We start from the raw sequence: 24,710 nt of genomic DNA, 5'->3' as shown, positions 1-24,710 counted from the left end.
GCGGGGAAGGAAGAGCCGGAGTCTTTCGAGCCAGCCCTGCGTTGCTCCTCGGTTAGGGTGCCTGTACCGCGCCCTCGTCGCGCCTTGGTCTGGCCCGAAATCCACTCGGCCATTCTACCAGCCAATTCTGCAGCTTGGTATGACACCTTGAGGTGGGATCTTTTCTTTCGGCTAGCGTTCCAGGTGGAGCGTCCGACCCCCGAGGAAGGCTTCCAAGGTCAGCTGTCGTGGGGCAAGGGCCACCCGGACGGCGCCGGTTTCATTTTGGGCAAAAAGGGGGATGCCTCTCTCTTTGAGGGCCGTTTTCAGGCGGTCGGGGATTTGTTCTTCTGAGGGAAACTCCCGATGGGTCGCGATGACGGCTCGGGGTTGGGCGGCCTCCAGGAATTCGGTCAAAGCGGAAGGGGCGCTCCCATGGCGGCCCAGGATCAAGAGGTCGCAGCGAAGATCGGTGCCCTTTTCAAGGAGCGTCTTCTCGGTGGCGAAGCCGGCATCGCTCATGAGGAGAATTCGCCAGCCAAGGGCTTCGGTCCGAAGCACGAGGCAATTGTCGTCCGCTCTCCGGGGCAAGGCCGCGCGAGAGGGATGGAGGACTTCCAGACGGAGGTGGGAATCAATCCGGAAGCCATCTCCATCGGCGATGCGCGCACTCCCGGCCTCACGGAGAAAGGGGCTCGCCTCGAGTGCTTGCCACGCTGGAGAGAGACTTTTGGCGGGATTCAAGAGAAGCCGGTCAGGGGGGGAGCTTTCGAGAAGTGGGGAGGCGCCGCCGACGTGATTGATGTCGCCATGGGTCAGGATCATCCAGGACGTTTTGGGGGGCAGACGGGATTCCAGCCAAGGCAGGAGAAAGCGCTGGCCATCGCTGGCCCGGCCGCTGTCGATGAGCAGTCGATTGCCAAGAGCCGTTTCAAAAGCGAGCGCCTGCCCCCAAGCGGCGTCGAAGCAGACCAGCTCGACCGGGGCCTCGGGTCCTCTTTTCACTTGGAAGTAGGCTCCAGGAAGTTGCGAGGCGGTTTGGACGGTGGCTGTCAGGGCGTAGGCGGTCAGGAGGGAGAGGTGGTTGGGGGCGATGGCCAACCAGCCGAGTCCGAGAAGGCTGAAGCCTAGGGAAAGGATGGCGCAGAAAATCAGGACGAAGGCGCCCAAAATCAAAAACGGATTCAGCAAGAGAGCCGCCACCGAGACCAACTGGAAATGCCACAAGGTGAGAAAGACGGAGCCCAGCCAGGCCGCCAGAGAGACCGCGAAAGCGTCGCCCAGAAAGTGAAGGGCGCGGTAGGACAGCCGCATCAAGGGCGTGCGGAGGCGGGGTGGGATGAAGGCATCGGGTTGGCAGCGGGCGCGAAAGCTCCGCGAGAGCGGTGGGGCGATCCAGCTGATGGACGACAAGACCAGGAAGGAGAATTGGAAGCCGAGTTGGAAAAGTTGCTGCGGCTGCAGACCGAGGATGAGGAGCCCGGCCAGGGCCAGCAGATTGAAAGGATGACTTTCGCGTAGGCGGAGGGTGCCCAGGAGAAAGAAAGAGATCATGATCGACGCCCGAAAAGCGGGGGGCTCCAGTCCGGTGATGAAGGCATAGAGAAACGAGGTGGGAATGGCGAGGGCAATGACGACGCGGCGCCCCGCGCCGAAAGACCGGGCCAGAAAACCGACCGCGGCCGCCGCCAGACCGATGTGGAGGCCACTCACGGCAAAGAGGTGGAGCGCGCCACTTTTGCGGAAGGCTTCAAAATCGTCCGGGTCGGCCTCTTCCGATTGTCCTAAAGCCACCGAGCGAATGATGGCGACATACCGCGGATGGTCTTCGATCCCTCGCGAAAGCACCTGGGAAAGCCATTCCCGCGCTCGTTCGGCCAAGCGGGCAAAGAGCGCCCTGTTCCCACTCGGCCCCACGAGAGAGACTTGGCTCCAGGGTTCCAGGCGGAGTTGAAAGTGGAGGTTCTTCCGTGCCAGGTAGGCCCGGTAGTCAAACTCCCCCGGATTGCGTGGCGGAGAAAAGGAGCGGAGGGTGGCGGAAACAGAAAGGGTTTGGCCGAGTTCGAGGTCTTCTTCGGGCCAAGCGTAGGCCACCCGGATGAAGTGGGTGCCCGGAAGATTGGTCAGCTTGGCCGCTGGAAAATCGAGAACATAGGTCTCGCCTGCGCGGGTGCTCCATCGGTCGACGACCCGGCCCTCCCCTTCGAGAGTGGCTGGGCCCTTCTGAAGATGCTTGGTCACGGCCGGGCTGGCGAAGCGCTCGAGCTGATGGCTTTGGAGCGCCGCGAAAAAGAAGAAGGCAAAGAGGGTGGACGTGCCGGGCAGGGGCTGAAGAAATCGGAAAATCAAGAGGGTGCCCAGGAGCAAAAGCCAGGTCAGGGCCTGGGCCTTCCAAAGATCGGCTAGCCAAATCCCCGCGATCGCCGCCAAGAAGGGCAGCACAAGGGGACAACGGGAAAACCGTTTCAGAGGGCTGGACTTGGCTGACTCGCTCAGGCGTCGGGCCGCGGGGGGGAGACGAAGGTTTCCTCCTCCTCTTCCGCCGGGACCGCAGGTTCCACCGGCAGCGGCGTCGGGCTGGCTGCAGGTTCGGTCTTGCGGATCTCGTGCAACTTGTGGGTGGCATTGGCGGAAAAACGGGTCTCGGGAAATTGCTCAATGACAAACTCCAAAAGCTCGATCGCTTTGGCGCTGTCTCCCTTTTCCTCGAGGTAGAGTTCCTCCAATCGAAAGAGAAAGAAGGCGGCGTCCTCAGGGCCCCATTCCCGTCCATCGAGGACCTCTTCGAAGGTGGCTATGGCGGCATCGGGATCGGCCAGCTTGTCGAGCTGGATTTTTGCGATTTCGATAACGGGCACCCGATCCTCAGGATGCTTTTGAGAGAGCTTGCGGAACTCGCTGATGGCCGTGTCGTAGTCGCCTTGCGCCACCAGCACCCTGGCCCGCTGGGTCTCGTCCAGCTCGACCTGCTCGCCAGAATCATAGAGCATGTCATTGACCTTGTTGATGAGGGCAGGCAGGACCCAGATGAGGAAGGCCGCCCCGAGCAGAAGGCCTCCGCCCACAAAGACGAGCAAACTCCGACCGAGGGCGTCTCCCTCTTTGGCCACCGACGGGGGCTCCCCCGCCTGTGCGAAAATCCCTAGACAATCTGGCAAAAGTTCCAAAATCATGGTGAGCGAAAATCGAGTGCCCCTACAGATACTAAAAGATTGATGCGAGGGAAGAAGGAAATTTGTGATCGATGAGCGAGCCCGAGCCTGAGAGCCCCCAGGGTAAGGGCGCCCACTCTGAACAAGGCAGCCAAGGCCCCCCGCCCGCCAAAAAAACCAAGCTGCCTTCCCGCAAAAAGACCAAGCCGCTCGCGCCCAAAGAAAAGACCAAGCTGCCGCCTAAGAAAAAGCCATCCGCCCAAGCCCCCACCAAGAAGCTCCCCCCTAAAACACGACCCAAATCGGCGAGCTTGCCCCAAGCGATTCTCCCGGAGCGAAAAAAGCCAACCAAGCCCCCGGAGGCGGAAGACCAAGAAGCCTCCGCCAGCGAGGCCTCCTCTAAGAAGGAGGGGCCAGCGATTTCGGAAGTCTCGGAAAAAGAAGAGGGCAGAGCCGAAGTGGCGGAGGAGGAGGCTCAGCTCACTGAGCTTTTTGCCGAGAAGGCGGCAGCTTGGGCAGGTCGACATGGGCGCTGGGTGGCGCTTGGCATCAGCCTCCTGACCGCATTCATCTGGAATGAGCAGCGTCGGAATCGATTGGCAGTGGAGTTTTTGGACGAGGCGATCTTTCCCTTCGCCGAAAAGACGAAGGAAAACCCCGTCGACTCCTTGTCCCCGGCGGAGAGGCTCGCCTTCGAGTTCTTGACGAGCCGCTCTGGGAGAGAACGAGCCGGCCGCTTCCTGCAAGAGAGTAGCGAGCAGATCGAAGCGGTTTTAGAAATTGAGGATCTCTTGGAGCAATGGGGCCCCTTTGACTGGGTGGGACGCTTCGGAAAGGACCGGCAGGGAGCCGAATTGTTCTTGGCTTACGGAGAGTTTCAAGAAGCTCGCCATCCCCTTTGGATTCGCGTGCTGACTGAATTCTCGGAACCGGTAATCGACCCGCTGCCGACCCGATCGTTCCTGGCGAGGGATTTTCAAAGGCTTTTGGCCGGCGACTCGACCCAGCAACAGCCGGTGGCCGCTCTCGCGAAGCCTCTCCCGGGTGGTCTGCTCGGTTTCAAAGATGACTCGCTCTCGTCTACCCAGGCCACCACCTTGCCTTCGTTGGAGGTAGGGAAAGTGGCCGCATTTCTTTCGACTTGGCAGCCTGTCTGGCTCGTCGGGCGGTCGGCCAAGGGTCCGGGCGGCCGAGTAAAAGAGCTGATCATTGAGGAAATCCAAGTCGGCTGGGAGCGAGGGGATTAGGTGCCCTCCGTCTTCTGTAAGTCGTTAAAAAACAGAAAATTCCCGATTTTAAAAAATTTTTCCCGCGCGCTTGACTTGTGAGCGGCGTCTGTGCAGACTCTTGCGAAACCACTTGCGGGCATAGCATAGTGGTAATGCTCCAGCCTTCCAAGCTGGCCAGACGGGTTCGATTCCCGTTGCCCGCTCTGAATCTCATCCAACTACCGAAATGAAAACCATCCTATCCCTCGCGCTCATTTTCTTCGGGGCCACCAGCATTTCGCTCGCTCAGCTCACCACAGCCCAGCAACAGCGTCTCAATCAGTTGCAGCAAGCGATTAACAACGCCCCCGCCAATGCCGCCCAACTTCTGGGAGACTTTTTGGCAGAACCGGGGAATGCTTCGATCGCTACCGAAGCCACTGCGATTGCTATTGAAACGGCAGGAATCGATAACGCGAACGACGTGGCAAGTTTTGTGACGACCGTCGTCGAAAACAACCGGAGCCTGGTCGTTCTCATCGTGGCCGGTGCGATCCAAGCCGTCCCCTCCTCAGCTTCCGCCCTCCTCACGGCTGCGACCACGGGAGCCATCAACGCCGGGGAGGAATTAACAGTTGAAGAGGTGGCTGATATTGAGGTGTTGGTCCAAACCGAAGAGAACCGCCAAACTGAATTGGAAAGCGATCCTGAGGTTCAGACTGCCATCAACGGCGAAACGGGCGCCTAATCCAAAATTTCCCTCCTTTCTCCCTCGAAACACTATGAAAAAACCTGCTCTTGTTCTTGCTTCCTTTTTCGCTCTTGGCGGTTCAACCTTCGGACAGGCCCTCATGAGCGTCTTGCCTTACGATTCGGACATCGAAGTCTCTGTCCCCATTCAGTTCCGTGCCGGTCTCCGGGTTGGTTACGACACCAACGTCAATTCTTCCACCAACAACGAGGTCGATAGCACCTACATTTCCGGAAGCATGGGTGCCTCTTACGGCTACATTTCCGGCCGCAACGCCATCACGCTCGACCTTGGTGCTGGCGTCACCACCTATCCGGACCAAGCTTCTGGCTTGGAAGACTCTTTCTACAATGCCCGGGGAGAACTGCGTTTGACCCATCGCCTGACGGAGCGTGCTACCCTCTCGAACCTTACCTACGTCGCTTACGAGTTCGAAAGTGATAACGTCGAGAGCGAGAGCCTCAACCGTCGGACCGATCAGTATCTCTTCTTCCGGAATCGCTCGGCGGTCGACTACGTCTGGACGCCTTATCTGTCCACCACCACTTCCTACACCATCAGCGGTCTTGACTATGATGACGCGCTCTCCTCAGCCTCTGAAGATCGCCTGACGCATATTTTTGCTCACATCTTTCGAGTCGCGGTGACCGAACGGTCTGACGCGCTCATTGAGGGACGCTTCAAGTATACCGATTACGATACCAACCCTAACGATTCCCTTTCCTACTTCGGTCTTTTGGGTTGGGATTGGAAGTTTGCTGAGCTGAGCCGTCTCACGGCGCGGGTGGGTGCCGAATTCCGGGATGCAGATGTGACCGGGGAACGGACGGCTCCCTACGCTTCTTTGGGCCTGACCCACAGCTTGACCGAAGCGTGGTCGGTCTCGTGGTTGAATCGTTTGGCACTTGAGGATTCTGAAGCCGCTGGGACCAATAACTACACTTTCCGGACCAACCTCCGCACTTCCTACGCCATTTCCGATCGGGTCACCACCTTCGCGAACATCGTTTACCGATTCTCTGACTTCCAAGACGGAGTGGCAGGGGCTGTGGAGTCCGACGAAAGCGGATTCATTTTCGGTTCAGGGATCACCTATGCCATCAATCCGAACTGGTCGGTCGACGCTACCTACTACTTTAACTTGATCGATAGCTCACGGAATTTCCGCGACTTCGAGAGGAATCGCTTCGCTGTCGGCTTCTCCGCTCAATTCTAAGCAAAATACTTTGAATACAAGGGCTCCCGGAGTTTCTCAACTTCGGGAGCCTTTTTTGTCTCGGGCAACGCCTTCCTTTTCGAAAGACCACCCTTCCACCTCTCTTTGATATGAACAAAGGACAGAACGGCAATTCAGATAACAACCTTCAGGCCGTCGAATACTGGCAAGTGATCAAAAATCGCTACGGCGTCATTCTGCTGACCTTCCTTTTGGTCTTCATGACGGCGGCCGTCATCACCCACATTCTCCCGGAAAAGTTCCCGGGCCGAGTGGTGTTGGAGATCGAACAACCGATCTCTGAAATGTCGGTCATCGACCCCAACCAGGTCAGCAACCAGGTCTTTGCGTCCCGGCAGTTTCTGGAAACCCAATTCGAGATCATCTCTTCTAAGATGACTTTGTATAAGGTGGTGGACCAACTCAATCTGGCGGAGGAGTGGGATCTGCCAAACGCTACCGCTGCCTTTGGGGTCCTACGCAAAAACCTCAGCACGGAGCCAATCCGTGGGACCGATCTCATCGAGATCGAGTATCTCGACACGGACCGAGGGATGGCCAGTCGGATTGCGAACGCCATCGGCGAGACCTACAAGGAGCGCCGTTTGGAGGGAGAGACCAAACGGATGAAGGCGGCGGTGGAAGCGCTTGATGACCAACTTCGTCAGCAGGAGGAAAAGGTGGCGGCCGCGCGCATCAAGATGCACTCCATCATGAAGGATTACCGCATCGTCGATTTGAGCGCGGGCAACCCCATGATGAGCGATGGAGAGCCCATTTCCGGAAAACAAAGCACCTTCCAACAGTCTCTGCGCAACCTCCAAGACAAAGAAGACCTCATCAATGAGATCACCACTCAGATCAACACGCTCTCGAATCTGGAAGGGGAGGAACTGATCCGTTCGGCCGCCTCCTTGGACATCCAGGACGACACCATTCGGCGCCTCTTCCCCGAATACCAGCAGCTCATCCTAGCCGAGCAGGAGGCCCTCGAAGTGGGCTTGGGGCGCCGCCACCCCACCGTCCAAGGCATTCGCAGGCAGTTGGCGACGACCCGTGATCTCCTCTCGGAGGGAGTCGACAGCGTGAAGAAAAACCTACAAACGCAGCTCGAAATTGCCCAAGAAAATTTCGCCAAGCTCGAGGACTCGCATGACCGACGAGAGGAGGAGGTGCTCGCAGAGCGGGTCACCACCATTTCCTACACCGATGCCAAACGGGAGTTCGAAAACCAGAAGGACATCCTTCAAAAGATGACCTTCGAATCGAACGCCAAAAAAATCGACCTCCGCATGCCAAAAGTTCCCGTCGTGTTCCACGAACGGGCGGAACCGGCCGTCAACCCCTCCACCCCTAATGTGGCGCTCAACTTGGTGCTGGGCGCGGTCGTGGGGATGGTCTTTGGGTTGGGGATCGCTTTCTTCCTGGAATACATGGACACCTCTGTCAAAAGCCTGGAGGACGTCGAGAAGTATCTCGAAGTCCCCGTCCTGGCCGTCATTCCGAAAGACGTGGGCGTTCTCCACAAGCAGAGTGGTCTCAGCCCGGATGCAGAGGCCTACCGAATCCTCCGGACCAACATCGAGTTCAATCGCAAAAGCGCCGATGCCAACTCCATCACGGTGGTCTCGGGCGGGGCCGGCGAAGGCAAATCCACCACCTTGGTCAACCTCGCCTACGTCTGTGCTCAGGGAGGTTACAATACCTTGATGATCGATGGCGATTTACGCCGCCCCAAGCTGCACACCTTTTTTGAAATCAACAATGCGGTCGGACTGACCAATTACCTCACGACTGAACTCATGTTGGAGGACGTCATTCTCCAGACGCCCATCGACAATCTCTACTTCATGCCGAGCGGGATTCTCCCGGCCGATGCGGCGGGAATCTTGAATAGCCGCCGTATGAGCGAGCTGATCACCGATGTGAAACAGAGGTTCGATCTCGTCTTGGTGGACTCGCCTCCCATCTTGGGGGTTTCCGATGCCTCGGTGCTCGCGAGCGAGGTCGACCTCACGATGGTGGTCATCCAACACCGCAAGCTGCCTCGAACCATGCTGCAACGGGTCAAAAAGGCGGTCGAAAACGTCGGCGGCACCCTTCTCGGTGTGGTCCTGAACAACGTGGATATCCGAAGCGATAGCCAATACCAATACTACACCAGTTACTACACCTACTACGCTCCGACGAGTGCGGAAAACCGTCCCAGCCGCTCCAAGGAGAAGGCCGAAGAGAAACGCGCCGGTCAACAAGTTGAAGAAATCTCAGTCGACGAAGACGCTTATTGAGATTCATCCTTTTCTTTAAATCGCTCACCGAATAAGCCATGAAAACAGCCTTTTTTGTCCTCTTCCTCAGCCTAGGGGGACTCCAGATCGGATTCTCTCAAGCGACCCTTCGTGCCGGAGACAACATCCTCCTAATCGCCCGCGGTCTTCCCCAAGCGGAAATGGAGATGCTCAATGGCTCCTATCGGATCGACAACAGCGGAATGCTGCAAGGGCTTCCCTATCTCGAAGGCCGGGCCATTCGGGCTTCGGGCCGGACCGAAGTGCAGGTGGCCCAAGCGATTCAGGCCGCCTACCGCAGCGCCGAGATCTACACCACCGGCACCTTCACCATCAACGCCGACGGCCAAGAGGTGGACCGGATGGTCACGGTGAGTGGCCGAGCCGTTCGGGAAGGACCGGTCAAGTATTTCCCAGGCATGAACTTGCAGGCGGCCGTCTCAGCGGCCGGAGGACCTCATCCGCAGTGGGGGGCGCAGCGAGTCCGACTGATTCGAGATGGCCGGCAGCCGATCGAGTATGACCTCCGAAAGGACCAGGACAAAACTGTTTCCTTGCAACCCGGAGACATCGTCGAAGTGCAGCGCCGAGGAGCCTTCGAGTAAAAGGTCCCTGTCTCCTTCCAACCACTTTTCATAAAAGACCGCTTTCGAGAGAGAGCGGTCTTCTTTTTTGGCCCTTCCACACCTCATACCAACCTCCAGAATTCACTGGTAGAATGGAGGGGAGGTGGTGTGGGGAAGAGGCGCTGAAGCGCGGTCGATCGGCAGACTCAAATCACCAAGCCCTCCGAGCCCAATCCTGGACGGCCCAAAAAGGTAGGCACCTCAAGTCCCGCTCCCCTTGCTTTCTCCCTCGTTCTCTCTCTCCAAAAAGAGAGAACGTGATTTCCATAGGTAGTTGAAGCCCGAGCCAACGGTCGCCAGCAGGGTCACGGCGAGCAGCCCATTTCCCAGCCCCCACACCAGCGCCTCTTTCATCCCCTGAAAGGCCAGGGCACTCAGCCAAAAGAGAACACAAACCACTTGGACCACGGTTTTGACTTTCCCCCAGTGGTCCGCTGGGAGAACCTCCCCTCGCTCGGCCGCGAGCGAGCGCAGCCCCGTGACCAGCAATTCCCGGGTCAGCAGCACCACCGTGATCCAGGCAGGAACGGCTCCCTGGACGCTCAAAAGCAAGAAGGCCGCCAGCACGAGCACCTTGTCCGCCAGCGGGTCCATGAGTTTCCCGAAGTTGCTGATGAGGCCCCATTTCCGGGCAAGGTAGCCGTCCAAAAAATCAGTGACCGAGGCCAGCGCGAACAAGCCCAAGGCCCAAGCAAATCCGACCGCTCCGCCGACAGACATGGCCCCCACCAGGCCGGCCGTCATCACGATCCGAGAGACAGTCAGCAGGTTGGGGAGATTCCAGAGACGGGGCTTTGCCATCGTTTTTCAGATTGTCATTTACAGTGTGGGGCTCCGCAGCTAAGGAACGCACCCCAACCTCTTCAGTAGTCTTAATATGGAAGTCAAAAGTGATTTTGGATTGATCGGCCTCGCAGTCATGGGGCAAAACCTGGTTCTCAACGTGGAAAGCCGTGGCTTTCAGGTGTCCGTCTACAATCGGACCACCGCCACCATGACCGACTTTGTGGAGGCCAATCCCGGCAAAAAGTTGGTGGCCTGCGAATCCCTCGAAGCCTTCGTGGCCAGCCTGGAGCGCCCTCGCAAAGTCATGATTATGGTCAAGGCAGGCGCGCCCGTCGATCGGGTCATCGAATCCCTCGAGCCCCTTCTGGAAGAGGGGGACCTCATCATCGATGGTGGAAACAGCCTCTGGACCGATTCCGAACGCCGCGCCACCGCCCTCGAGGCCAAGGGCTTCCGGTTCCTGGGTTCCGGCGTTTCTGGGGGAGAGGAGGGAGCGCTCAAAGGGCCTTCCATCATGCCAGGCGGAGTGCGTTCGAGCTGGGAAGTCATCCAGCCCATCTTCGAAGCGATTTCGGCCAAGGTCGATGGCGAACCTTGTGTCACCTACATCGGGCCAGGCGGAGCGGGGCATTACGTAAAGATGGTCCACAACGGGATCGAATATGGAGACATGCAGCTCATCTGTGAAGCCTATTCCATCTTCAAGGCAGCCGGTTTCAGCAACCAAGAGTTGGCGGAAGTCTTCGCCGAATGGAACACGGGGGACTTGGAGAGCTACCTCATCCAAATCACCTCCAAAGTCTTTGAACAAAAGGACCCCGAAACCGGGCAACACATCGTCGATCTCATCGTCGACAAAGCCGGCCAAAAGGGCACCGGACGATGGACCGTCATGGGCGCGGTCGAGAATGCGGTGGTCGTCTCGACCATCAACGCAGCCGTGGAAGCCCGGATTCTCTCCTCCATGAAAAAAGCCCGAGTGGCGGCCGCCCCCCATCTGCAAGGCCCCGAAGCCAAGATTGGCCTGAGCAAGGAAGAGCTGAAGACCAAGGTGGCCGATGCGCTCTATGCCTCCAAAATCATCTCCTATGCCCAGGGTCTCGACCTCATCATCGACCTCAGTGAAAAACAAGGCTGGGACATCAACTTGGGAGAAATCGCCAAGATCTGGCGCGGAGGCTGCATCATCCGAGCCCGCTTCCTCAATCGCATCACCGACGCCTACCGCGAGAATCCCAAGCTCTCCAATCTCATGCTGGCCCCCTTCTTCAAGGAAATCCTCAATACCAAGCAGGCCGCTTGGCGCGAGATGGTGGCCTTGGCCATGAGTAATGGCATTCCGGTGCCGGCCTTCAGTGCCAGCCTGGGCTACTACGACAGCTACCGCAGCGAGACGCTCTCCGCCAATCTCCTGCAAGCCCAGCGGGACTTCTTCGGAGCGCACACCTACGAGCGGCTCGACAAACCGGAAGGCGAGTTCTTCCACACGGATTGGCCCGAGGTCGTGGAGTGATCTCCTAGCTGGGTCAAGCTGGCCACCGGGATCTCCTGGCAAAAGGGAAGGGAAGAGGCCAAAGCGCCCCGCAACTTTCGTTGAAAAGTTTTCGATTGGGCAGAAGCTACCGCTCGCCAAGTTTCTTCTCATGCACTCCTTCTCCCAACGACTTTTGGTGGCAGCGGCCTTGCTGGCAGTGGGCTCTCTCAGCTCCTGCAAGACGACCCGCAGCCAAATGACTTCCTTCGACTTCGACCCCCCGGTCGCCAGTCCATCCAGCGCCTCCCAAGTGAAGGTCCACATCAGCACTGGGGCCCAGCGGATTTATGTGACCGAGGGAGAAAAGGTCCTTCTGGCTTCTCCAGTCTCCGTCGGGAGAGCCACTTCCCCGACCCCCCCTGGCCTCCATCGGATCACCAGCAAGACCAAGGAACGCCGCCGTTTTGGAGAGCCGGGGCGAGGCTACCCCATGACCTATTGGATGTCCTTTTACAGCCCGGCTTACGGCATGCACTGGGGCTTTGTGAAGCCCTACCCGTGCACCGCAGGCTGCGTTCGCTTGCCGCTCAACACCGCGCGCAAGACGTTCAACCTGGTTCAAGTGGGCACCCCCGTGAGCGTGGCGAGCCGTCAGCCCTGGGATGACACCATCGGCGCCAAGCTCCCCCGCCTGGATGACGCCCCTCTCCCGAATCCGCCCATGTCCTACATGAAGAGCCCCCAGGTCTTCGCCGACGCCGAACAGGGGAGGATGTGGAAATTTTGAAGGGCTGCCTGGCAGGCTCCCTGAGTGAGCCAGCCTCGCTTGGCTTCCGGGCCGGGGTCTAGGGCCTGCCATGGGTTTCTCGCTTGATGGCATCGAGGCCCTGGTCACAGGAGCCTCCGCTGGCTTGGGCGAAGAGTTTGCCCGGCAGCTGGCCCCGCGTGCCAAAAAACTATGGCTGGTAGCTCGGCGCCGGGACCGCCTCGCGGCCCTGCGCGACGAGCTGGAGCGCGCTCATCCAGGACTGGAAGTCGGCGTCCTCCCTCTCGACTTGGGGGCCCCTTCCGCCGCCGAAACAACCCTCACTTGGCTCAAGCGAGAGCAAGCCGCCCTCGGCCTGTTGGTCAACAACGCCGGACTGGGCGACTACGGGGAATTCGCGACCTCCGATTGGGAGCGCGTGCAACAGCTTCTCCGGGTCAATATCGAAGCCCTGACCGCCCTCACGCATCGGCTTCTCCCCCTGCTCCGCCAGGAAGCCCCCGCTGGGATCCTCCATGTCAGCTCGCTCGCCAGTTGCGCGCCCATCCCCGACTTCGCAGCCTACGCCGCCAGCAAGGCCTACGTCACCAGTTTCTCAGAAGCCCTTCGCATCGAGTTGCAGGAGCAGGGCATTCGCGTGACGGCGCTCTGCCCCGGGCCCGTCCCCACAGAATTTGGTCTCTCCTCCATCCGTCCGGGGGAGGAATTAGGGCCCGACTACCAGAAAGCCTCTCGTCGCATGGAGATCAGCCCCGCCCGGGCCGTGTCAGCCGGCCTACGAGGGCTAGAAAAAGACCGTCCCTGCGTCTTTCCGGGCGCCTGGGTCCGGCTGATGGCATCTCTCCTGAGCTGCCTGCCGATGTGGTGCCTGCGGCCGGCTCTTTCCTCCCGACCGCGAAAAAGGTCCGAGGAGCTTTAGTATCAAAATTATAATAATAGCGATTTTTATTGAATCATCGCTGGGAAACGGTCATACTGTCAGGGCTTGAGTGTTCCTCTGACATCCCATGACTCCCCGAAAGGATTTCTTGGCGAGCCTGCTTCCGCTCGCTCTCTGCTTGGTTTCTTCAGCTATGGCTGATGAAACCATCACGTTCACGGTGTCGCTCGACACGGAGGTCGACAGCGGAAACACTTACGAAAACTTTTCCTCCACTGGCGATACCTCGCTCTCTTCGATTTATGCGATCGGCTTTCAAGTGGAGATCTCGAACATTGGCGGGACGTCGTATGATTTTGATCACGCTTACATGACCTTCTGCGGCGAACTCGGGGAGTCCATTGGGACGAACGAATACACTTTCAACATCACCTCCTTGGAGAACGTCTCCCGTGGTCGCGCGGGCGAGGCCGGGCACACCAGCGCGTCCATCCCGGAAGGGGGCATCGGCGCCTTCCGCGCTGCCCGGGTTCGCTACCTCTACGACAATTTCTACACCGCTGACGAGTTGAGCGATTGGACCATGAGCCAAGCCAGCCCCAACACTCAAGCCTTCCAGTTGGCCCTCTGGGAGCTGACCCACGACAGCGACCTCTCGCTCCTGGATGCCGCCGGGAACATGTATCTCGGCGATCAATCGAGCACGACCGAAGCCAATGCCCTGCTCTTGGCCCAGAGCTGGCTGGACAGCGTCGCCGCGGCCGACGTGGACGAAAGCTACCAATCGACGACTTGGGGCGTCTGGGCCTTGGAAGACATCGGCTCACCGGGCAACCAAGACGTGCTCTTTGCCACCAGGATCGACGAGCCGGAATTCGCCATTTTCCAAGCCGCCGCCATCCCTGAGCCTCAGGTCTCGCTCCTCGGTTTCCTCTCCCTCTTGGCTTTTTCCCAACGCAAACGTCCCACCTCATGAAAACGATCCTCTTTCTCACCCTCCTGCTCTCGGTCTCGGCCCTAGCGGAAGACCCTCGGACCGCCTTCCAGGAGCGGCTTCAGGAAAGCCCGGGAGAGGTCCTTTCCCTGCTGGAAGAATTCACGCTTGCGGAGCCGGCGGCAGCCTGTGATTGCCTCCAAGTGGCGGTGGCTGCCCTGCAACCCTCTCCCGAATTTCTCGCGGAAATGGTGACCGTGATCGTGATGCGGGAGCCCATGCGGGCCGCCGAAGTGCGTTCCTGCGCCATCCAGATGGCCCCCGAAGCCGAGTCCGCCATTCGGGCGGCCGTGGCCCAGGTCTTCGGGGAAGCCGTAGCCGATGGGAAGAACGGAAAAGGAGCGAGCTGGGTGCTCGGAAAAGGCGGTCAATTGGTGCCGACGGACCAAGCACAAGGAACGCTCAGTTCGGCCGTCTTGGGGGCCAGCTCCAGCGAACCCTCCTTGGGGCTCGGCGCTTTGGCAGCCGCCAGCCTCCAGAATAATTCGGGTGCCTTCGGAAGGGGCACCGCCACCGGGGGGTCCGACACGGGCTTCGGTGGATCCGGCCTCTTGGGCGAATTCGTGGAGGGCGGAGGACCGGGGGGCTCTTCTGGCACCAGTCTTCTCGGCTTCTCCTTTAGCGGCGGGGCCCAAACCCCGGTCGATCCCGTGCGCAGCCCTTGAGTGCGGCGAGCGGGTCGGAAATCCCGGCTTGAGAATCGGGGGAGCGGTTCGATCCTAGCGCGCGGGGAAGACAAACTGCGGTCGTGGGAACGTATTATGCAAACAATCCCTCGGACCGCGCGCTCCGCGTCGTAGTCGATCGATCGCCGCTCTTTTCGAATGCCCGAAACCCACCGGAACTATGAACTGCCCGAGTCGCTCCAGCGGCAGCTGGCAGATGTTCGGGGGCAACTCTGGCGAACCAAGATCGCCGAGGCCATCTTGGCGGGCTCGGCGGGCTTGCTTTGCTCCTTCCTGCTGGTCTTCGTTCTCGATCGTTTGGGTGACACCGGGGGACCTCTCCGCCTGGCCGTTCTTCTAGCCGGGACGCTCTTGTTCGCCGTCTTCGCGCCTTATTGGCTGCGGAAGTGGGTCTGGGGCCATCGTCGCAGTGCCCAACTGGCCCGCCTCGTCCGCCGCCGTTACCCGCGCTTTGGGGATCGACTGCTGGGCGTGGTCGAACTCCGGGACCAAGACGCGGAATCTGGAAGAATGTCTCCCGCCCTCATGGCCGCGGCCATGAAGCAAGTGGCCGAGGATTCCGCCAAGCGAGACCTGCAAGAGGCCGTTCCCAATCGGCACACCCGCCGCTTGGCCATCGGGGCCTTCGGCTTGGCCGGCTTGGCGATTCTCGTCTTCGCGGTCGTGCCTTCGGCCGGTTGGAATTCGCTGCAACGCTGGCTACTGCCTCTGGCTGAGGTCGAGCGTTACACCTTCACCATTCTGGACGACGTCCCCGAGCGCTTGCCGGTCATCCACGGGGAGGCCTTCGATTTGGAATTCGCCCTGGCCGAGGATTCGGCCTGGCAACCGGAGACCGCCGACCTCGAACTTCCCGGACCGCAGGGCGCCCTTCGCTCGCAGCTGGTGGCGGAGGGCTATCGCTTTCAGCTCCCCGGGCAAACCGAAGAAGGCACCCTCCGCCTGCGAGTGGGCGATGGCGAATGGGCCATTCGGGTGGTGCCCCTGCGTCGCCCGGCCCTGCAAAAACTGGCTGCCACGCTCACTTATCCCGATTACCTTCAGTATGCACCGGAAACGCGCGATCTCCGGGACGGCCTGCTGACGGTGGTGGAGGGGAGTCGATTCGCCTTGTCCGGGCAATCCACCCGCCCTCTTCGCTCGGCTTCCCTCACGCTCACCCCCGAACCGGAATCCCTCTTTTCCTTGCCCGGTGCGGAAGCGCCTCCTGAGGCCAAGGAACCGACCACGCACCCCTTAAAAATCGTGAAGCGGGAGGGCTTTCAGTCCGCCACCTTGCTGGCCGAGGAAAGCGCCAGCTATCAGATTGATTGGGTCGATGCGGAGGGTCTCTCGCCGCGTTCCGGCTTCCGGGGGCGCCTCCGCGCTCTAGCAGATGAAAAACCGCAGGTTTACATCAATGGGCTCAGCTCCGTCAGCGGAATTTTGGAAGAGGAGGTTCTCAAATTCACCGTCACGGCGAGCGATGACTTCGGTGTCCGCCGCATCGGGCTGGAGTGGCAGGGTCGCGCCGATGGCGAGGTCGAGACCGCCCGGGGAGACGAACTCCTAGTCGATGGGGCCCCCAAAGAACGAAAGATTTCCGATGAAGCCAGCTTCTCTCCCAGTGCGCTCGGGATCGGTCCCCAGCGGGTGCAAGTCCGCGCTTACGTGGAAGACTATCTCCCGGATCGCGAACGGGTGTATTCGGAAACCTACACCATTTTTGTGCTCGATCGTGACCAGCACGCCCGCCTCATCAAGCAACAGTTTGATCGCATTCTCGGGGCCTTGGAAGAGGCCGCTCGCACCGAGGAGTCAAACTACGAGGCCAATCTCGATCTCCAAGATCTCGCGGCCGAAGAGCTGAGCGAGGAAGAAGCCAAGCAAATGCTGGCCGAGCAGGCCGAGCGGGAAAAACTCAATGCCGAGCGCCTCAAGGAACTCGAAAAAGCCTCCCAAGAGCTTTTCCAGGACGCCCTGCGCAACCCGGATATCGATCCCAAGTCCATGCAAAAGTGGCTCGAGATGATGAAGTCGCTCAAAGAACTGGGCGAGCAAGACCTCCCCGAAGTGGAGCAAAAGCTGGCCGAGTCCTCGGAGCAATCTGAAGGAGAAGCCGCCAAAGAAGAGCTCCAAGAAGCCATCGAGAAACAGGAGGCCGCTCTCGAGAAAATGAAGGAGACGCTCGCGCAGGCCAATGAAGCCGCGGAGCGTCTGGAGGCGGGCACCTTCGTGGCGCGGTTGCGCAAGGCCGCCCGGGCCCAGGACCGCATCGGGAATTCCCTGGTGAAGTCCATCGAGACGCTCGACATCGCCGGCTTGGAGTTCGCTGACATGAAGGGCCGGGCCCGCAAGTTGATGGGAGAATTGGATGAGTCCCAGCTGAAAAACCGGGAGGAGGTCCGCTACATCCAGGAAGACTTGGGGCACTTCTTCCGCCGGACCAGTCAGGAAAAGTATGAAACGCTCCAGCAGGCCATGGACGATTCGGAAATCGTGGATGGCCTGGATGACGTCCGTCGCCTCCTCCTGCGAAACAACTCCTTTCTCTCCCTGGCCAGCTCCCGGGAATGGGCCGCTCTCTTGCGCGAATGGGCCGATACCCTGGACCCCAATAGCGGCCAAAATGCGGGCGGCGGTGGGGGCGCGGGAGGCGGCGGAATGTCCGAAGACATGGAGGAGCAGTTCGAGCTGATGCTGCGCCTCATGCGGCTGGTGCGGCAACAAGAAGACTTGCGCGGCCGGACCCGCGCCATCGAGGAGAACAAATTGCAACTTCAAGAGAAGCGAGCCCAATGAAAGCCCCCGCCACCCTCACGCTCCTCGTTCTTCTGCTGGCGATGCCCCGTCTCTCCGCCCAAGAAGAAGAGGAACCGCCCCCCGAAAGAACCCGGGCCGACATCCTCCAGGCCCAAGAGGAAAAGCTTCGGCGTGAGACCAAGACCCTGGCCGACCGCCAGGATGAGCTTTCCACCAACCTCCGGGACATCATCGAAAATCAGACCAATGCCGAGGTCATCACCGAACTGGAAAAAATCGACTTCGCCATGATGGACGCGGTCGACCTGCTCGATTTCAATGAAACCGGTGGCGAAACCATCGCCGCGGAAACCGAAGTCATCGAATTGATCCTGGCCGCGGCCGAAAAGGCTGCCGAGCAATCCCAAGGGCAGGGGGACGGGACCATGGGCTCCATGCTGGAAATGCTCAAGCAAATGGCCGGGCAAGGCCAATCCAGCCAACCCGGCGGGCAGGGAGCGGGCGACCAAGCAGGCCTTGGCATGACGGGCGACTCCGAGAGCGCGAATAGCCTGGGCCAGGGGACGAGCCAACTCGACTTCGGAGGAGAACGCACGGTGGAGAAAGGCGGGGGCAGTTACCGCGGGCCTTTGCCAGCGGAGTATCAGGATTTTCTCTCATCCTTTTTCCAAGCCGCAGACGAACCCGCTCCCTGATGCGCGCGCCTTTCTTCATCGCTCTGCTTCTGGGTGGCGGGCTGCTCGGGGCCTCGGCCCAGGATCTCTTCCAGCGCAAGACCGACCCCATCTCGAATGAGTTGGCGGAAATGTATCTCGACGGCCTGCAATTCCTGGTCGACACCCAAAGCCTGGACGGCAGTTGGCCGGACAACTATGGCTCGGAGCCGGGAGTGGTGGGCTTGGCGGTGGCCGCCATGCTGGCGCACGGCAATGATCCCAATCATGGCCCTTACGCCGATGCCATCCAGCGGGGCCTAGACCACGTTCTCTCGCAGCAAAACGAGGCCAACGGCTACATCGGGAACAGCATGTACAATCACGGCTTCGCCACGCTCGCCCTGGCCGAGTGCTACGGCGCGGTCGAGGACGCCCGTTTGGGACCGGCCTTGCAGCTAGCGGTCGATCTCATCCTCAGCTCGCAGGAGCGCAATCCGCGGAACGCTTGGCGCTACAATCCCGACAGCCGAGACGCCGACACCACCGTCTCCGGGGCGCAAGTCGTCGCTCTCTTCGCGGCCCGCAATGCCGGCATCAATGTGCCGGATGACTCTTTCATCAAGGCGCTCGGCTACTACGATGACATGCGGACTTCCAACGGCGGCTACGGCTACACCAGCGCTGGGGGGCCGAACCAGAACCGCACCGCCATCGGCACCCTGGCCTTCGCGCTCGCCAAGAAAACGGACTTCCCGGACTTTCAAAAAGGTCTCGACTACCTTACGCAAAATCTCAATTATCGCGACCGAGCTTACCCCTACTACTTCGAATACTACATGTCGCAGGCCCTCTTCCACGCGGACTTTCAGAAATGGGAAGAGTGGAACGAGATCAATATCCGCTACCTGAGCGCGACCCAGGCCCCCGATGGCAGTTGGCCCGGCAACAAGGGCACCACCTTCTCCACGGCCGGCGCGCTCCTCTCGCTGGCCCTGAACTACCGCTTCCTCCCCATCTATGAGCGGTAAACACTCCCTCTTGCTGGTGTGGAGCCTGGCCCTGGTCCCTCCGATGGGGGCGCAGGAATTTCGGGCGGAGGAGTGGTCGGACCGGGTTTTCTTTCGCAATGGGGATCGGCTGATCGGGCGGCTGCTCTCGATGCCGAATCAAGAGGAAGCGCTCTGGCAGTTTCCCTTCGCCCTCGATCCCTCGCCCTTTCGCCAAAGCGCCATCAAGCGCATCTTTTTTGGCAAGACCTCGGCCGGCGAAAGCACCTCCTTGAAAACCGCCCTCGTCAAAACCCGCTCGGGCGACCGCCTGCCGGGTCGTCTCCTGGGCTTCGGTGACGGGGCGCTCCGGCTGGAAACCGAATACGCCAGTGTCCTAGAGGTGGCCGAAGAGGAGATCGATTTTGTCCTGCTGCGGGAAGAAGGGGCCCGCCTCCGGAGTTTTGGGCGGAGAGAATTCGAGACTTGGCAGCAGGAGGAAAACAACTGGGAAGTGCAGGCCCAAGGTCTCCAAAGCCACGCCCGGGGGCTCATCGGCGGGGAGGCCAGCCTGGGCCCCCGGGGCATCCTGCGCTTTCGCTGGAATTGGAGCAGCCGCGGCCAGATCATCATCCTCTTTGGGGCTGAAAGCATCGAAGGGGCGGATCGCTCCGAAGGCTACCAGCTCGAGATCAAGCGGGATAGCTCCATCCTGCGCCGTTTCCGAGATGAAAAAGGGGAACTCGAATCGCTCGGCACCATCCGAGGCCTGAACGCCGCCCGCGCCAACGCCCCCGGGGGGGACTGCCAAGTGGAGATTCGTTTCGATCGAGAAAAGGCCCGGGTCATCCTCTATCTGGATGACCTCTTCGCTGGTTTTTGGAACGACCCCCACCGCGAGCCGGTCCCGGGAGACATCTTAGGCTTTCTCTCGAATTCCTCCCGGTCCCTCCAGATTTCAGAGCTGACGCTCTCCTCCTGGGATGGTCGCAGCTATGGTGTCTACGAGGTCGACTCGCCGGAGGGGAGTGATCAAGTGGTCCTGGTGGATGACGACATCATCCACGGCACCATTCGCGAGATGCAGCCGGTCTCCCCGACCGCCGAGGCCCTGGCCGTCACGGTCGAAACGCCGGGAGGCACCCTCCGGGTCCCCTTGGAGCGGATCGCCTTTCTGCGCTTTGCCTCGGCCGAGGCCTCGACCGCCGGAACCACCCTGGGAGGGGCCCGCCTGCGGCTGCATGGGGAAGGGTCCTTCCTCTTCCAAGCGGACCGGGCCACCACCGACCAACTCTTTGGGCAGGGGCCCAGCGTGGGGGAGATCGCCATTGAGCGCGCCTCCATCCGCTCGCTTGATTTCCAACCTCTTTCCACCCCATGATGCGCCTCTCTCCCCTCCCGTTCGCCCTGCTGGCGGTCTTTTCTGGCAACCCCTCGTGGTCCGAAGAGTCCGAAGAGGAAGACCCGGCCGCTCGCATGCGCCTGCACTTCGCGGATGGCTCCCAGCTCTCCGGCGCTTTGGAATCGACCGGGGTGGAGGAAGCGCTCGTCTGGAAGAGTCCGCTGGCTCGCGACCTCATCACCTTCGACCAAGTGGAGGCGGTGCAATTTCTGGAAGTCCTTCGCCCGGCCATCCCGCTGGAAGGGCCTGAGCCCACCGCCATGGTCACCTTGACCAATGGCGACCGCCTTCCCGGCATCCTGGCAGGCTTTCAAGAGAAGGAATTGGCCTTGGAAACGCGCTACGCCGGGCGGCTTCAGCTCCCCAAGGGCATGGTGGAGCGGATCGACTTCATCGAAGGCAGCACCATCCTCTACCGAGGCCCGAAAGACTTGGAAAACTGGGAAGTGACCTCGGGCCAAAACTCGTGGGAGTTGGAAAAAGGGGCCCTTCGCTCCAATCGCTATGGCGCCATCGGACGCAACATGGGCTTGAGCGATCGGGTCACGATCGAGTTCCGCGCCTCATGGGAAGGCATGCTCAATCTCAGCATCCACTTCTTCAATGAAGCGCCCGAGATCAATCAGATGAACTCGGACAGCTACATGCTGCGCATCAGCTCGCAGATTGAATTGCAGCGACGCGTGGGAGGCGAGCTCCCCGGGGGCGGTCTTCGTCGCGAGCTCTTTGACGGCCCGGTCATGGGCAACCGCCCGGTGGGAGAACGCTTCTCCGACCAGCGATTCCGCCGCAGCGGGAGCGCCCTCATCACCATCTATGCAGACCGAAGCGCGGGACGGGTTTTGCTCTACGCCGATGACCGACGCATCGCCAGTTGGGAGGACGGCCAAGAGTTTTTGGGCGAGGGGCAATGCCTGACTTTCCAGAGCAATGGTTCCTCCAGCGCCGCCATCGAAGAAATCGAAATCACCCAGTGGAATGGCATCGTGGGGCAGCCGGATGAGGAACTCGAGAGTGATTCGGACGACCAGCTCGAGTTCAAAAATCGAGACAAGGCCTTCGGATCGATCGCTGGGTTCAAGGAAGGTTCCCTGCTACTCAAAACAGCCGAAATCGAGATCGAAATTCCCCTGGAACGCCTCCGCGGGGCCGCCATACGCAATCGGGAAATGGACCAGGCCAAGCGTGAATTGGGGGATGTCCGCGCTTGGTTTCGGGATGGAGGCCGCGCCACCTTCGTTCTGCGAAGCTATGACCCGCTCACCAATCGGATGGTCGGCTACAGCCAAAACTTCGGAGAAGTGGAACTCCAGCTCGACGCCTTCCGGGAAATCGAATTCAATCTCTATCCCACCAATGACTTCTCCATCGATGAAGATCTCCTTTGGGAAGGCTTTGACTTAGAGAGCTGAGGGGCGTCCCCGCCGCTCTTCTAAAAAATCCGGCCAAATCACCATGCTGGAAGCCAGCATCAGGAGAAGACACACCATGGCCGTCACTTGAGGCGAGGTGGCCGCCGAGAGGTAGAAGGCCAAAAAGGGAGCCGCCAAGGCCCGCAAACCCGCCAAAAAAGTATGCGCAGACATGAAGTCCATGACCTTGTCCTCATCGGCCAGCTTGGTGGCCCACAAGTTCCAAAGAATGCCCCCGCCCCCGCGCCCCGCACCATGGAGCGCGATGCCCGCCGCCACGCCCAGCAACCAAGGGCTGAAATAGAAAAGGGCGATCGATAGGAAAAAGACGGTGTTGATGGCGATGCGCACTTGGTAAAAAGGCAGCCGATCAAAAAGGCTGCCCCAGCCATAGCTCGTGCTGACTTGCACCACTTGGGGCAGCACCCCGGTCAGGAGAGCCACCACGGCCGTGGACAGCCCGAGCCCCGCTTGGGCGCTTCCGAGATACTCCACAAAAAAGGCCAACCCCGCCAGATTGCCGAGACCGATGAACATCCAAGAGACTTGCAGTCGGCGGAAACGCTGATCGGTCTTCAGGTGTCGCAAAGCCGCAAAGAGAGGTGGTCTGGCTGCCGGGGGTTGGATCGGACGGGGAATGCGCAGGAAGCAAGCCGCATTCACCAGACCGCAGGCTCCATAAAGCCAGAGCACCCAGCGAATGGAACGAATGTCTGCCTCGAGCCATTGCCCCGCCAGGGCCGCGAAAGCGGACATGGCCGCGACCCGCAGAATGAGCGTCAGGGAAAAGAGACGGCCTCGTTCCTTCTCCGGATAATTGGCGCGGTAAATCCGCGTGTGGAGAGGGATCTGCAGGGTCTGGCAGAAGAGCCCGAAACCGCTCAAAAGAACAAAGCCCCACAGCGAGTGAAGACAGAAAGCCGCCCCGAAAAACCCAACCGCTCCCGCCAAGGAAATGCCGGCCGCGAAAGCGGGCGCACTCACGCCGAAGCGATGCCGCAAGGGCGCGATGAAGAGGCTGGCCAGCAAACCCGCGCTATGAGCGCTCAAGAGCAGCGCCTTGGAGGTCGGCCCCGACTCGAAATGCCGGAGCAAGACCAGCACCGCGAAAGTCCAATAGAAAGACTCGAGGACGCCGACCGCTCCCGCCCGGCTCATCTCCCAGCGGAAGGTGCGGCGGGCAATCTGGCTCAGGGGTGAGCGAGGGCTCACGGAGTGACGACCGTCGGAGTCGATTCCTCGGCGGCCGCTGCCTCCTGGCCCGTCGTTTCCTCGGCCGGAGGCGCTTCTTCCACCGGCTCCGGCTCGGGCAGAATGTTGTCCCAGGAATGCAAAGCGTAGCCCTCGGCCAAGCCCCCCATGTCATCGAGCAGCTCTTGGCACCGGCTTCTCCACTCCTGGTAGTCGGGTGGCCCATGCGGTTTCTTTTTGGTGCCCGGGAAAACCAGATAGCTCACGCTCAGATCGCTCACCGGGCGGCGATAGGGATTGGACCGCGGGTCGAGCTCCTTCGCCATCCGAAGAGAAGCCTCGCCCGCCTTGAAAGTCGGTCCCGCATCGCCCACAATGGCCGGGAGGAAGCGATCCTCGTGAATGACGACCGCGTAATCGCCCACCATGGGCGCATGGGCCACTTGGCCGACATAACGGAAAAAATACAGAGGCACCACGATGAAAGGATCGGCCTCCGCAATGAGAAAGCTGCGGGCCTCGAGATCAGCGATCTCCCGCTTCATCCGGGCAATGCGTGCTTCCAAATAGCGATTGCGTGCCGCCGGCAGGCCCACGATTTTGTACTCCTCCTCCGCCTCCTTCAGCCACTTCCGTCGGGGAGCGATCAGTGGATTGACGGTCTCGCCTCGCTTGGCCCAGCCATAGCTGGTGAAGGGCTGGTAGTAGGAAGAGTTCACGATTTTGTCCGGCATCTCCGGCATGCGATCGCCATCCGAACCATCAGACACCACATCCATATCGGCTTGGATGAGGAGGGCCTTGCGTCCGGTCTCGGGATGGGTCAGCTCCAGCATCGTCTCGCAGTCGAAGAAATTGTGCCGTGTCAGGATCCGATCGAGTTGGTAGAGCTTGGACTGAACCCGATTGACCTTGTTTTCATACAGCTGATAGAAAAACCCGGACACTTCCGCCTCCGGAACCATCACTTGCAGGCCGGGCAGCCCGGAGAGGAGGTGAGGGTTGAGCTTGGCAAAATCGGAAAGAGACAGTTCGGGATCAGGAAGAGTGACCTTGACCTGGAACTGAAGCTCGTAGGCCTCGTCCGTCTGGCGTTCGAGAGAAGCTTGCCTTCCCTCCTCGGCCTGCACCTCGGTCCGGATCTGGATTCCTGAGTAGAGTTTTTTGGGGTCGTAGTGCACCGGATCGCCATGGGTCGAGGGCAGATCGGGGTAGACCTTGACCACCTTCTCCCTCTCGACAATGCGATCTCGAAAGACCTCGATCTCCTTCTCCCGCTCCACATAGCGCACTTCGGGGTCCTCACTGCGGGCTGAAATGGCCGCCATCAGGGCCCGCACCCCTCGCTTGAAGGTCTCGCGATCTTGGAAGTAAAGGAGCGCCGTCAGCCCGAAAAAGCCCAGCACCAAAATCAGCGCCAGAGCCCGCCAAAAACCGCCTTTGAAAAGGAACCTCATCCCGGTGAAAGCTGGACCCCCTTGCCTCGGAGGACAAATAAAAAGGACCGCCGTCCAA

At 60.2% G+C, this 24,710-nt stretch carries 20 protein-coding genes and 1 tRNA gene; 16 read left to right on the top strand and 5 right to left on the bottom strand.

Features of this window, described 5'->3' with window-relative positions; translation table 11 throughout:
- Positions 1-171 precede the first annotated feature (171 nt).
- Both AAF555_08585 and AAF555_08580 read right to left on the bottom strand, forming a co-directional pair.
- Positions 172-2,421 carry a ComEC/Rec2 family competence protein gene (locus tag AAF555_08585; protein ID MEM6911628.1) on the bottom strand — a complete coding sequence of 750 codons (2,250 nt, stop codon included), beginning with the start codon at positions 2,419-2,421 and terminating at the stop codon, positions 172-174.
- Between the two features lie 50 nt (positions 2,422-2,471).
- Positions 2,472-3,152: a tetratricopeptide repeat protein gene (locus AAF555_08580; GenBank protein MEM6911627.1), complete on the bottom strand. Its 681-nt coding sequence runs from the start codon at positions 3,150-3,152 to the stop codon at positions 2,472-2,474.
- A 71-nt stretch (positions 3,153-3,223) separates the two neighbouring features.
- Between AAF555_08580 and AAF555_08575 the strand changes: the two genes are divergently transcribed.
- The 6 genes from AAF555_08575 (at position 3,224) to AAF555_08550 (ending at position 9,199) form a co-directional block, all read left to right on the top strand.
- Positions 3,224-4,378 carry a hypothetical protein gene (locus AAF555_08575; GenBank protein MEM6911626.1) on the top strand — a complete coding sequence of 385 codons (1,155 nt, stop codon included), beginning with the start codon at positions 3,224-3,226 and terminating at the stop codon, positions 4,376-4,378.
- Between the two features lie 114 nt (positions 4,379-4,492).
- Positions 4,493-4,563 (top strand) — tRNA-Gly (locus tag AAF555_08570).
- Between the two features lie 23 nt (positions 4,564-4,586).
- Entirely contained in the window at positions 4,587-5,087 is a 501-nt protein-coding gene (locus tag AAF555_08565) for a hypothetical protein (GenBank protein ID MEM6911625.1), read from the top strand.
- A gap of 103 nt (positions 5,088-5,190) precedes the next feature.
- Entirely contained in the window at positions 5,191-6,306 is a 1,116-nt protein-coding gene (locus AAF555_08560; GenBank protein MEM6911624.1) for a transporter, read from the top strand.
- A 110-nt stretch (positions 6,307-6,416) separates the two neighbouring features.
- Positions 6,417-8,594 carry a polysaccharide biosynthesis tyrosine autokinase gene (locus AAF555_08555; GenBank protein MEM6911623.1) on the top strand — a complete coding sequence of 726 codons (2,178 nt, stop codon included), beginning with the start codon at positions 6,417-6,419 and terminating at the stop codon, positions 8,592-8,594.
- Between the two features lie 38 nt (positions 8,595-8,632).
- Entirely contained in the window at positions 8,633-9,199 is a 567-nt protein-coding gene (locus AAF555_08550) for a hypothetical protein (protein ID MEM6911622.1), read from the top strand.
- A 222-nt stretch (positions 9,200-9,421) separates the two neighbouring features.
- Here AAF555_08550 and pgsA read toward each other — a convergent pair whose 3' ends face one another.
- Positions 9,422-10,021 (bottom strand): CDP-diacylglycerol--glycerol-3-phosphate 3-phosphatidyltransferase, encoded by a 600-nt coding sequence (gene pgsA / locus AAF555_08545; GenBank protein MEM6911621.1) that lies wholly within the window; start codon positions 10,019-10,021, stop codon positions 9,422-9,424.
- Between the two features lie 76 nt (positions 10,022-10,097).
- Between pgsA and gnd the strand changes: the two genes are divergently transcribed.
- The 10 genes from gnd to AAF555_08495 all read left to right on the top strand — a co-directional run bounded on the left by gnd (position 10,098) and on the right by AAF555_08495 (position 22,004).
- Positions 10,098-11,519: a decarboxylating NADP(+)-dependent phosphogluconate dehydrogenase gene (gene gnd / locus AAF555_08540; protein MEM6911620.1), complete on the top strand. Its 1,422-nt coding sequence runs from the start codon at positions 10,098-10,100 to the stop codon at positions 11,517-11,519.
- Positions 11,520-11,649: 130 nt separating this feature from the next.
- Positions 11,650-12,267 carry a L,D-transpeptidase gene (locus AAF555_08535; GenBank protein ID MEM6911619.1) on the top strand — a complete coding sequence of 206 codons (618 nt, stop codon included), beginning with the start codon at positions 11,650-11,652 and terminating at the stop codon, positions 12,265-12,267.
- Between the two features lie 70 nt (positions 12,268-12,337).
- Positions 12,338-13,165, top strand: a complete 828-nt coding sequence (locus tag AAF555_08530) for an SDR family NAD(P)-dependent oxidoreductase (protein MEM6911618.1) — start codon at positions 12,338-12,340, stop codon at positions 13,163-13,165.
- A gap of 88 nt (positions 13,166-13,253) precedes the next feature.
- Complete coding sequence (locus AAF555_08525) at positions 13,254-14,102, top strand: hypothetical protein (GenBank protein ID MEM6911617.1); 849 nt, start codon at positions 13,254-13,256, stop codon at positions 14,100-14,102.
- The gene (locus tag AAF555_08520) at positions 14,099-14,785 is read left to right on the top strand and encodes a hypothetical protein (GenBank protein ID MEM6911616.1); all 687 of its coding nucleotides are present in this window, start codon (positions 14,099-14,101) and stop codon (positions 14,783-14,785) included. The genes AAF555_08525 and AAF555_08520 overlap by 4 nt, the downstream gene beginning before the upstream one ends.
- A 159-nt stretch (positions 14,786-14,944) precedes the next feature.
- Positions 14,945-17,587 carry a hypothetical protein gene (locus tag AAF555_08515; protein ID MEM6911615.1) on the top strand — a complete coding sequence of 881 codons (2,643 nt, stop codon included), beginning with the start codon at positions 14,945-14,947 and terminating at the stop codon, positions 17,585-17,587.
- A complete protein-coding gene (locus AAF555_08510) occupies positions 17,584-18,243 on the top strand; it encodes a hypothetical protein (GenBank protein ID MEM6911614.1) in 660 nt (219 codons plus the stop codon). The genes AAF555_08515 and AAF555_08510 overlap by 4 nt, the downstream gene beginning before the upstream one ends.
- A complete protein-coding gene (locus AAF555_08505) occupies positions 18,243-19,232 on the top strand; it encodes a prenyltransferase/squalene oxidase repeat-containing protein (protein ID MEM6911613.1) in 990 nt (329 codons plus the stop codon). Before AAF555_08510 ends, AAF555_08505 begins: the two co-directional genes overlap by 1 nt.
- The gene (locus AAF555_08500; protein ID MEM6911612.1) at positions 19,222-20,571 is read left to right on the top strand and encodes a hypothetical protein; all 1,350 of its coding nucleotides are present in this window, start codon (positions 19,222-19,224) and stop codon (positions 20,569-20,571) included. The genes AAF555_08505 and AAF555_08500 overlap by 11 nt, the downstream gene beginning before the upstream one ends.
- Complete coding sequence (locus AAF555_08495; GenBank protein ID MEM6911611.1) at positions 20,568-22,004, top strand: hypothetical protein; 1,437 nt, start codon at positions 20,568-20,570, stop codon at positions 22,002-22,004. Before AAF555_08500 ends, AAF555_08495 begins: the two co-directional genes overlap by 4 nt.
- On the opposite strand, the gene AAF555_08490 is transcribed toward AAF555_08495, so the two are convergent.
- Positions 21,993-23,216 carry an MFS transporter gene (locus tag AAF555_08490; GenBank protein MEM6911610.1) on the bottom strand — a complete coding sequence of 408 codons (1,224 nt, stop codon included), beginning with the start codon at positions 23,214-23,216 and terminating at the stop codon, positions 21,993-21,995. The two genes, AAF555_08495 and AAF555_08490, sit on opposite strands and share 12 nt — an antisense overlap.
- Positions 23,213-24,652, bottom strand: coding sequence for a glycoside hydrolase family 75 protein (locus AAF555_08485; GenBank protein MEM6911609.1), 1,440 nt, complete (start codon positions 24,650-24,652; stop codon positions 23,213-23,215). The genes AAF555_08490 and AAF555_08485 overlap by 4 nt, the downstream gene beginning before the upstream one ends.
- Positions 24,653-24,710 lie beyond the last annotated feature (58 nt).

It is taken from the genome of Verrucomicrobiota bacterium (assembly GCA_039027815.1).
Lineage (GTDB): Bacteria > Verrucomicrobiota > Verrucomicrobiia > Verrucomicrobiales > JBCCJK01 > JBCCJK01.
The sequence above is the reverse complement of the archived record's forward strand: the minus strand, read 5'-3'. Positions and strand labels throughout refer to the sequence as shown.

What these genes read in the sequence shown, in the direction of transcription:
- AAF555_08555 (MEM6911623.1), top strand. Translation starts at nt 6,417, where the DNA reads ATGAACAAAGGACAGAACGGCAATTCAGATAACAACCTTCAGGCCGTC.
- gnd (MEM6911620.1), top strand. Translation starts at nt 10,098, where the DNA reads ATGGAAGTCAAAAGTGATTTTGGATTGATCGGCCTCGCAGTCATGGGG.
- pgsA (MEM6911621.1), bottom strand. Translation starts at nt 10,021, where the DNA reads ATGGCAAAGCCCCGTCTCTGGAATCTCCCCAACCTGCTGACTGTCTCT.
- AAF555_08510 (MEM6911614.1), top strand. Translation starts at nt 17,584, where the DNA reads ATGAAAGCCCCCGCCACCCTCACGCTCCTCGTTCTTCTGCTGGCGATG.
- AAF555_08485 (MEM6911609.1), bottom strand. Translation starts at nt 24,652, where the DNA reads ATGAGGTTCCTTTTCAAAGGCGGTTTTTGGCGGGCTCTGGCGCTGATT.
- AAF555_08550 (MEM6911622.1), top strand. Translation starts at nt 8,633, where the DNA reads ATGAAAACAGCCTTTTTTGTCCTCTTCCTCAGCCTAGGGGGACTCCAG.
- AAF555_08515 (MEM6911615.1), top strand. Translation starts at nt 14,945, where the DNA reads ATGCCCGAAACCCACCGGAACTATGAACTGCCCGAGTCGCTCCAGCGG.
- AAF555_08500 (MEM6911612.1), top strand. Translation starts at nt 19,222, where the DNA reads ATGAGCGGTAAACACTCCCTCTTGCTGGTGTGGAGCCTGGCCCTGGTC.
- AAF555_08535 (MEM6911619.1), top strand. Translation starts at nt 11,650, where the DNA reads ATGCACTCCTTCTCCCAACGACTTTTGGTGGCAGCGGCCTTGCTGGCA.
- AAF555_08505 (MEM6911613.1), top strand. Translation starts at nt 18,243, where the DNA reads ATGCGCGCGCCTTTCTTCATCGCTCTGCTTCTGGGTGGCGGGCTGCTC.
- AAF555_08565 (MEM6911625.1), top strand. Translation starts at nt 4,587, where the DNA reads ATGAAAACCATCCTATCCCTCGCGCTCATTTTCTTCGGGGCCACCAGC.
- AAF555_08580 (MEM6911627.1), bottom strand. Translation starts at nt 3,152, where the DNA reads ATGATTTTGGAACTTTTGCCAGATTGTCTAGGGATTTTCGCACAGGCG.
- AAF555_08525 (MEM6911617.1), top strand. Translation starts at nt 13,254, where the DNA reads ATGACTCCCCGAAAGGATTTCTTGGCGAGCCTGCTTCCGCTCGCTCTC.
- AAF555_08575 (MEM6911626.1), top strand. Translation starts at nt 3,224, where the DNA reads ATGAGCGAGCCCGAGCCTGAGAGCCCCCAGGGTAAGGGCGCCCACTCT.
- AAF555_08520 (MEM6911616.1), top strand. Translation starts at nt 14,099, where the DNA reads ATGAAAACGATCCTCTTTCTCACCCTCCTGCTCTCGGTCTCGGCCCTA.
- AAF555_08495 (MEM6911611.1), top strand. Translation starts at nt 20,568, where the DNA reads ATGATGCGCCTCTCTCCCCTCCCGTTCGCCCTGCTGGCGGTCTTTTCT.
- AAF555_08560 (MEM6911624.1), top strand. Translation starts at nt 5,191, where the DNA reads ATGAGCGTCTTGCCTTACGATTCGGACATCGAAGTCTCTGTCCCCATT.
- AAF555_08530 (MEM6911618.1), top strand. Translation starts at nt 12,338, where the DNA reads ATGGGTTTCTCGCTTGATGGCATCGAGGCCCTGGTCACAGGAGCCTCC.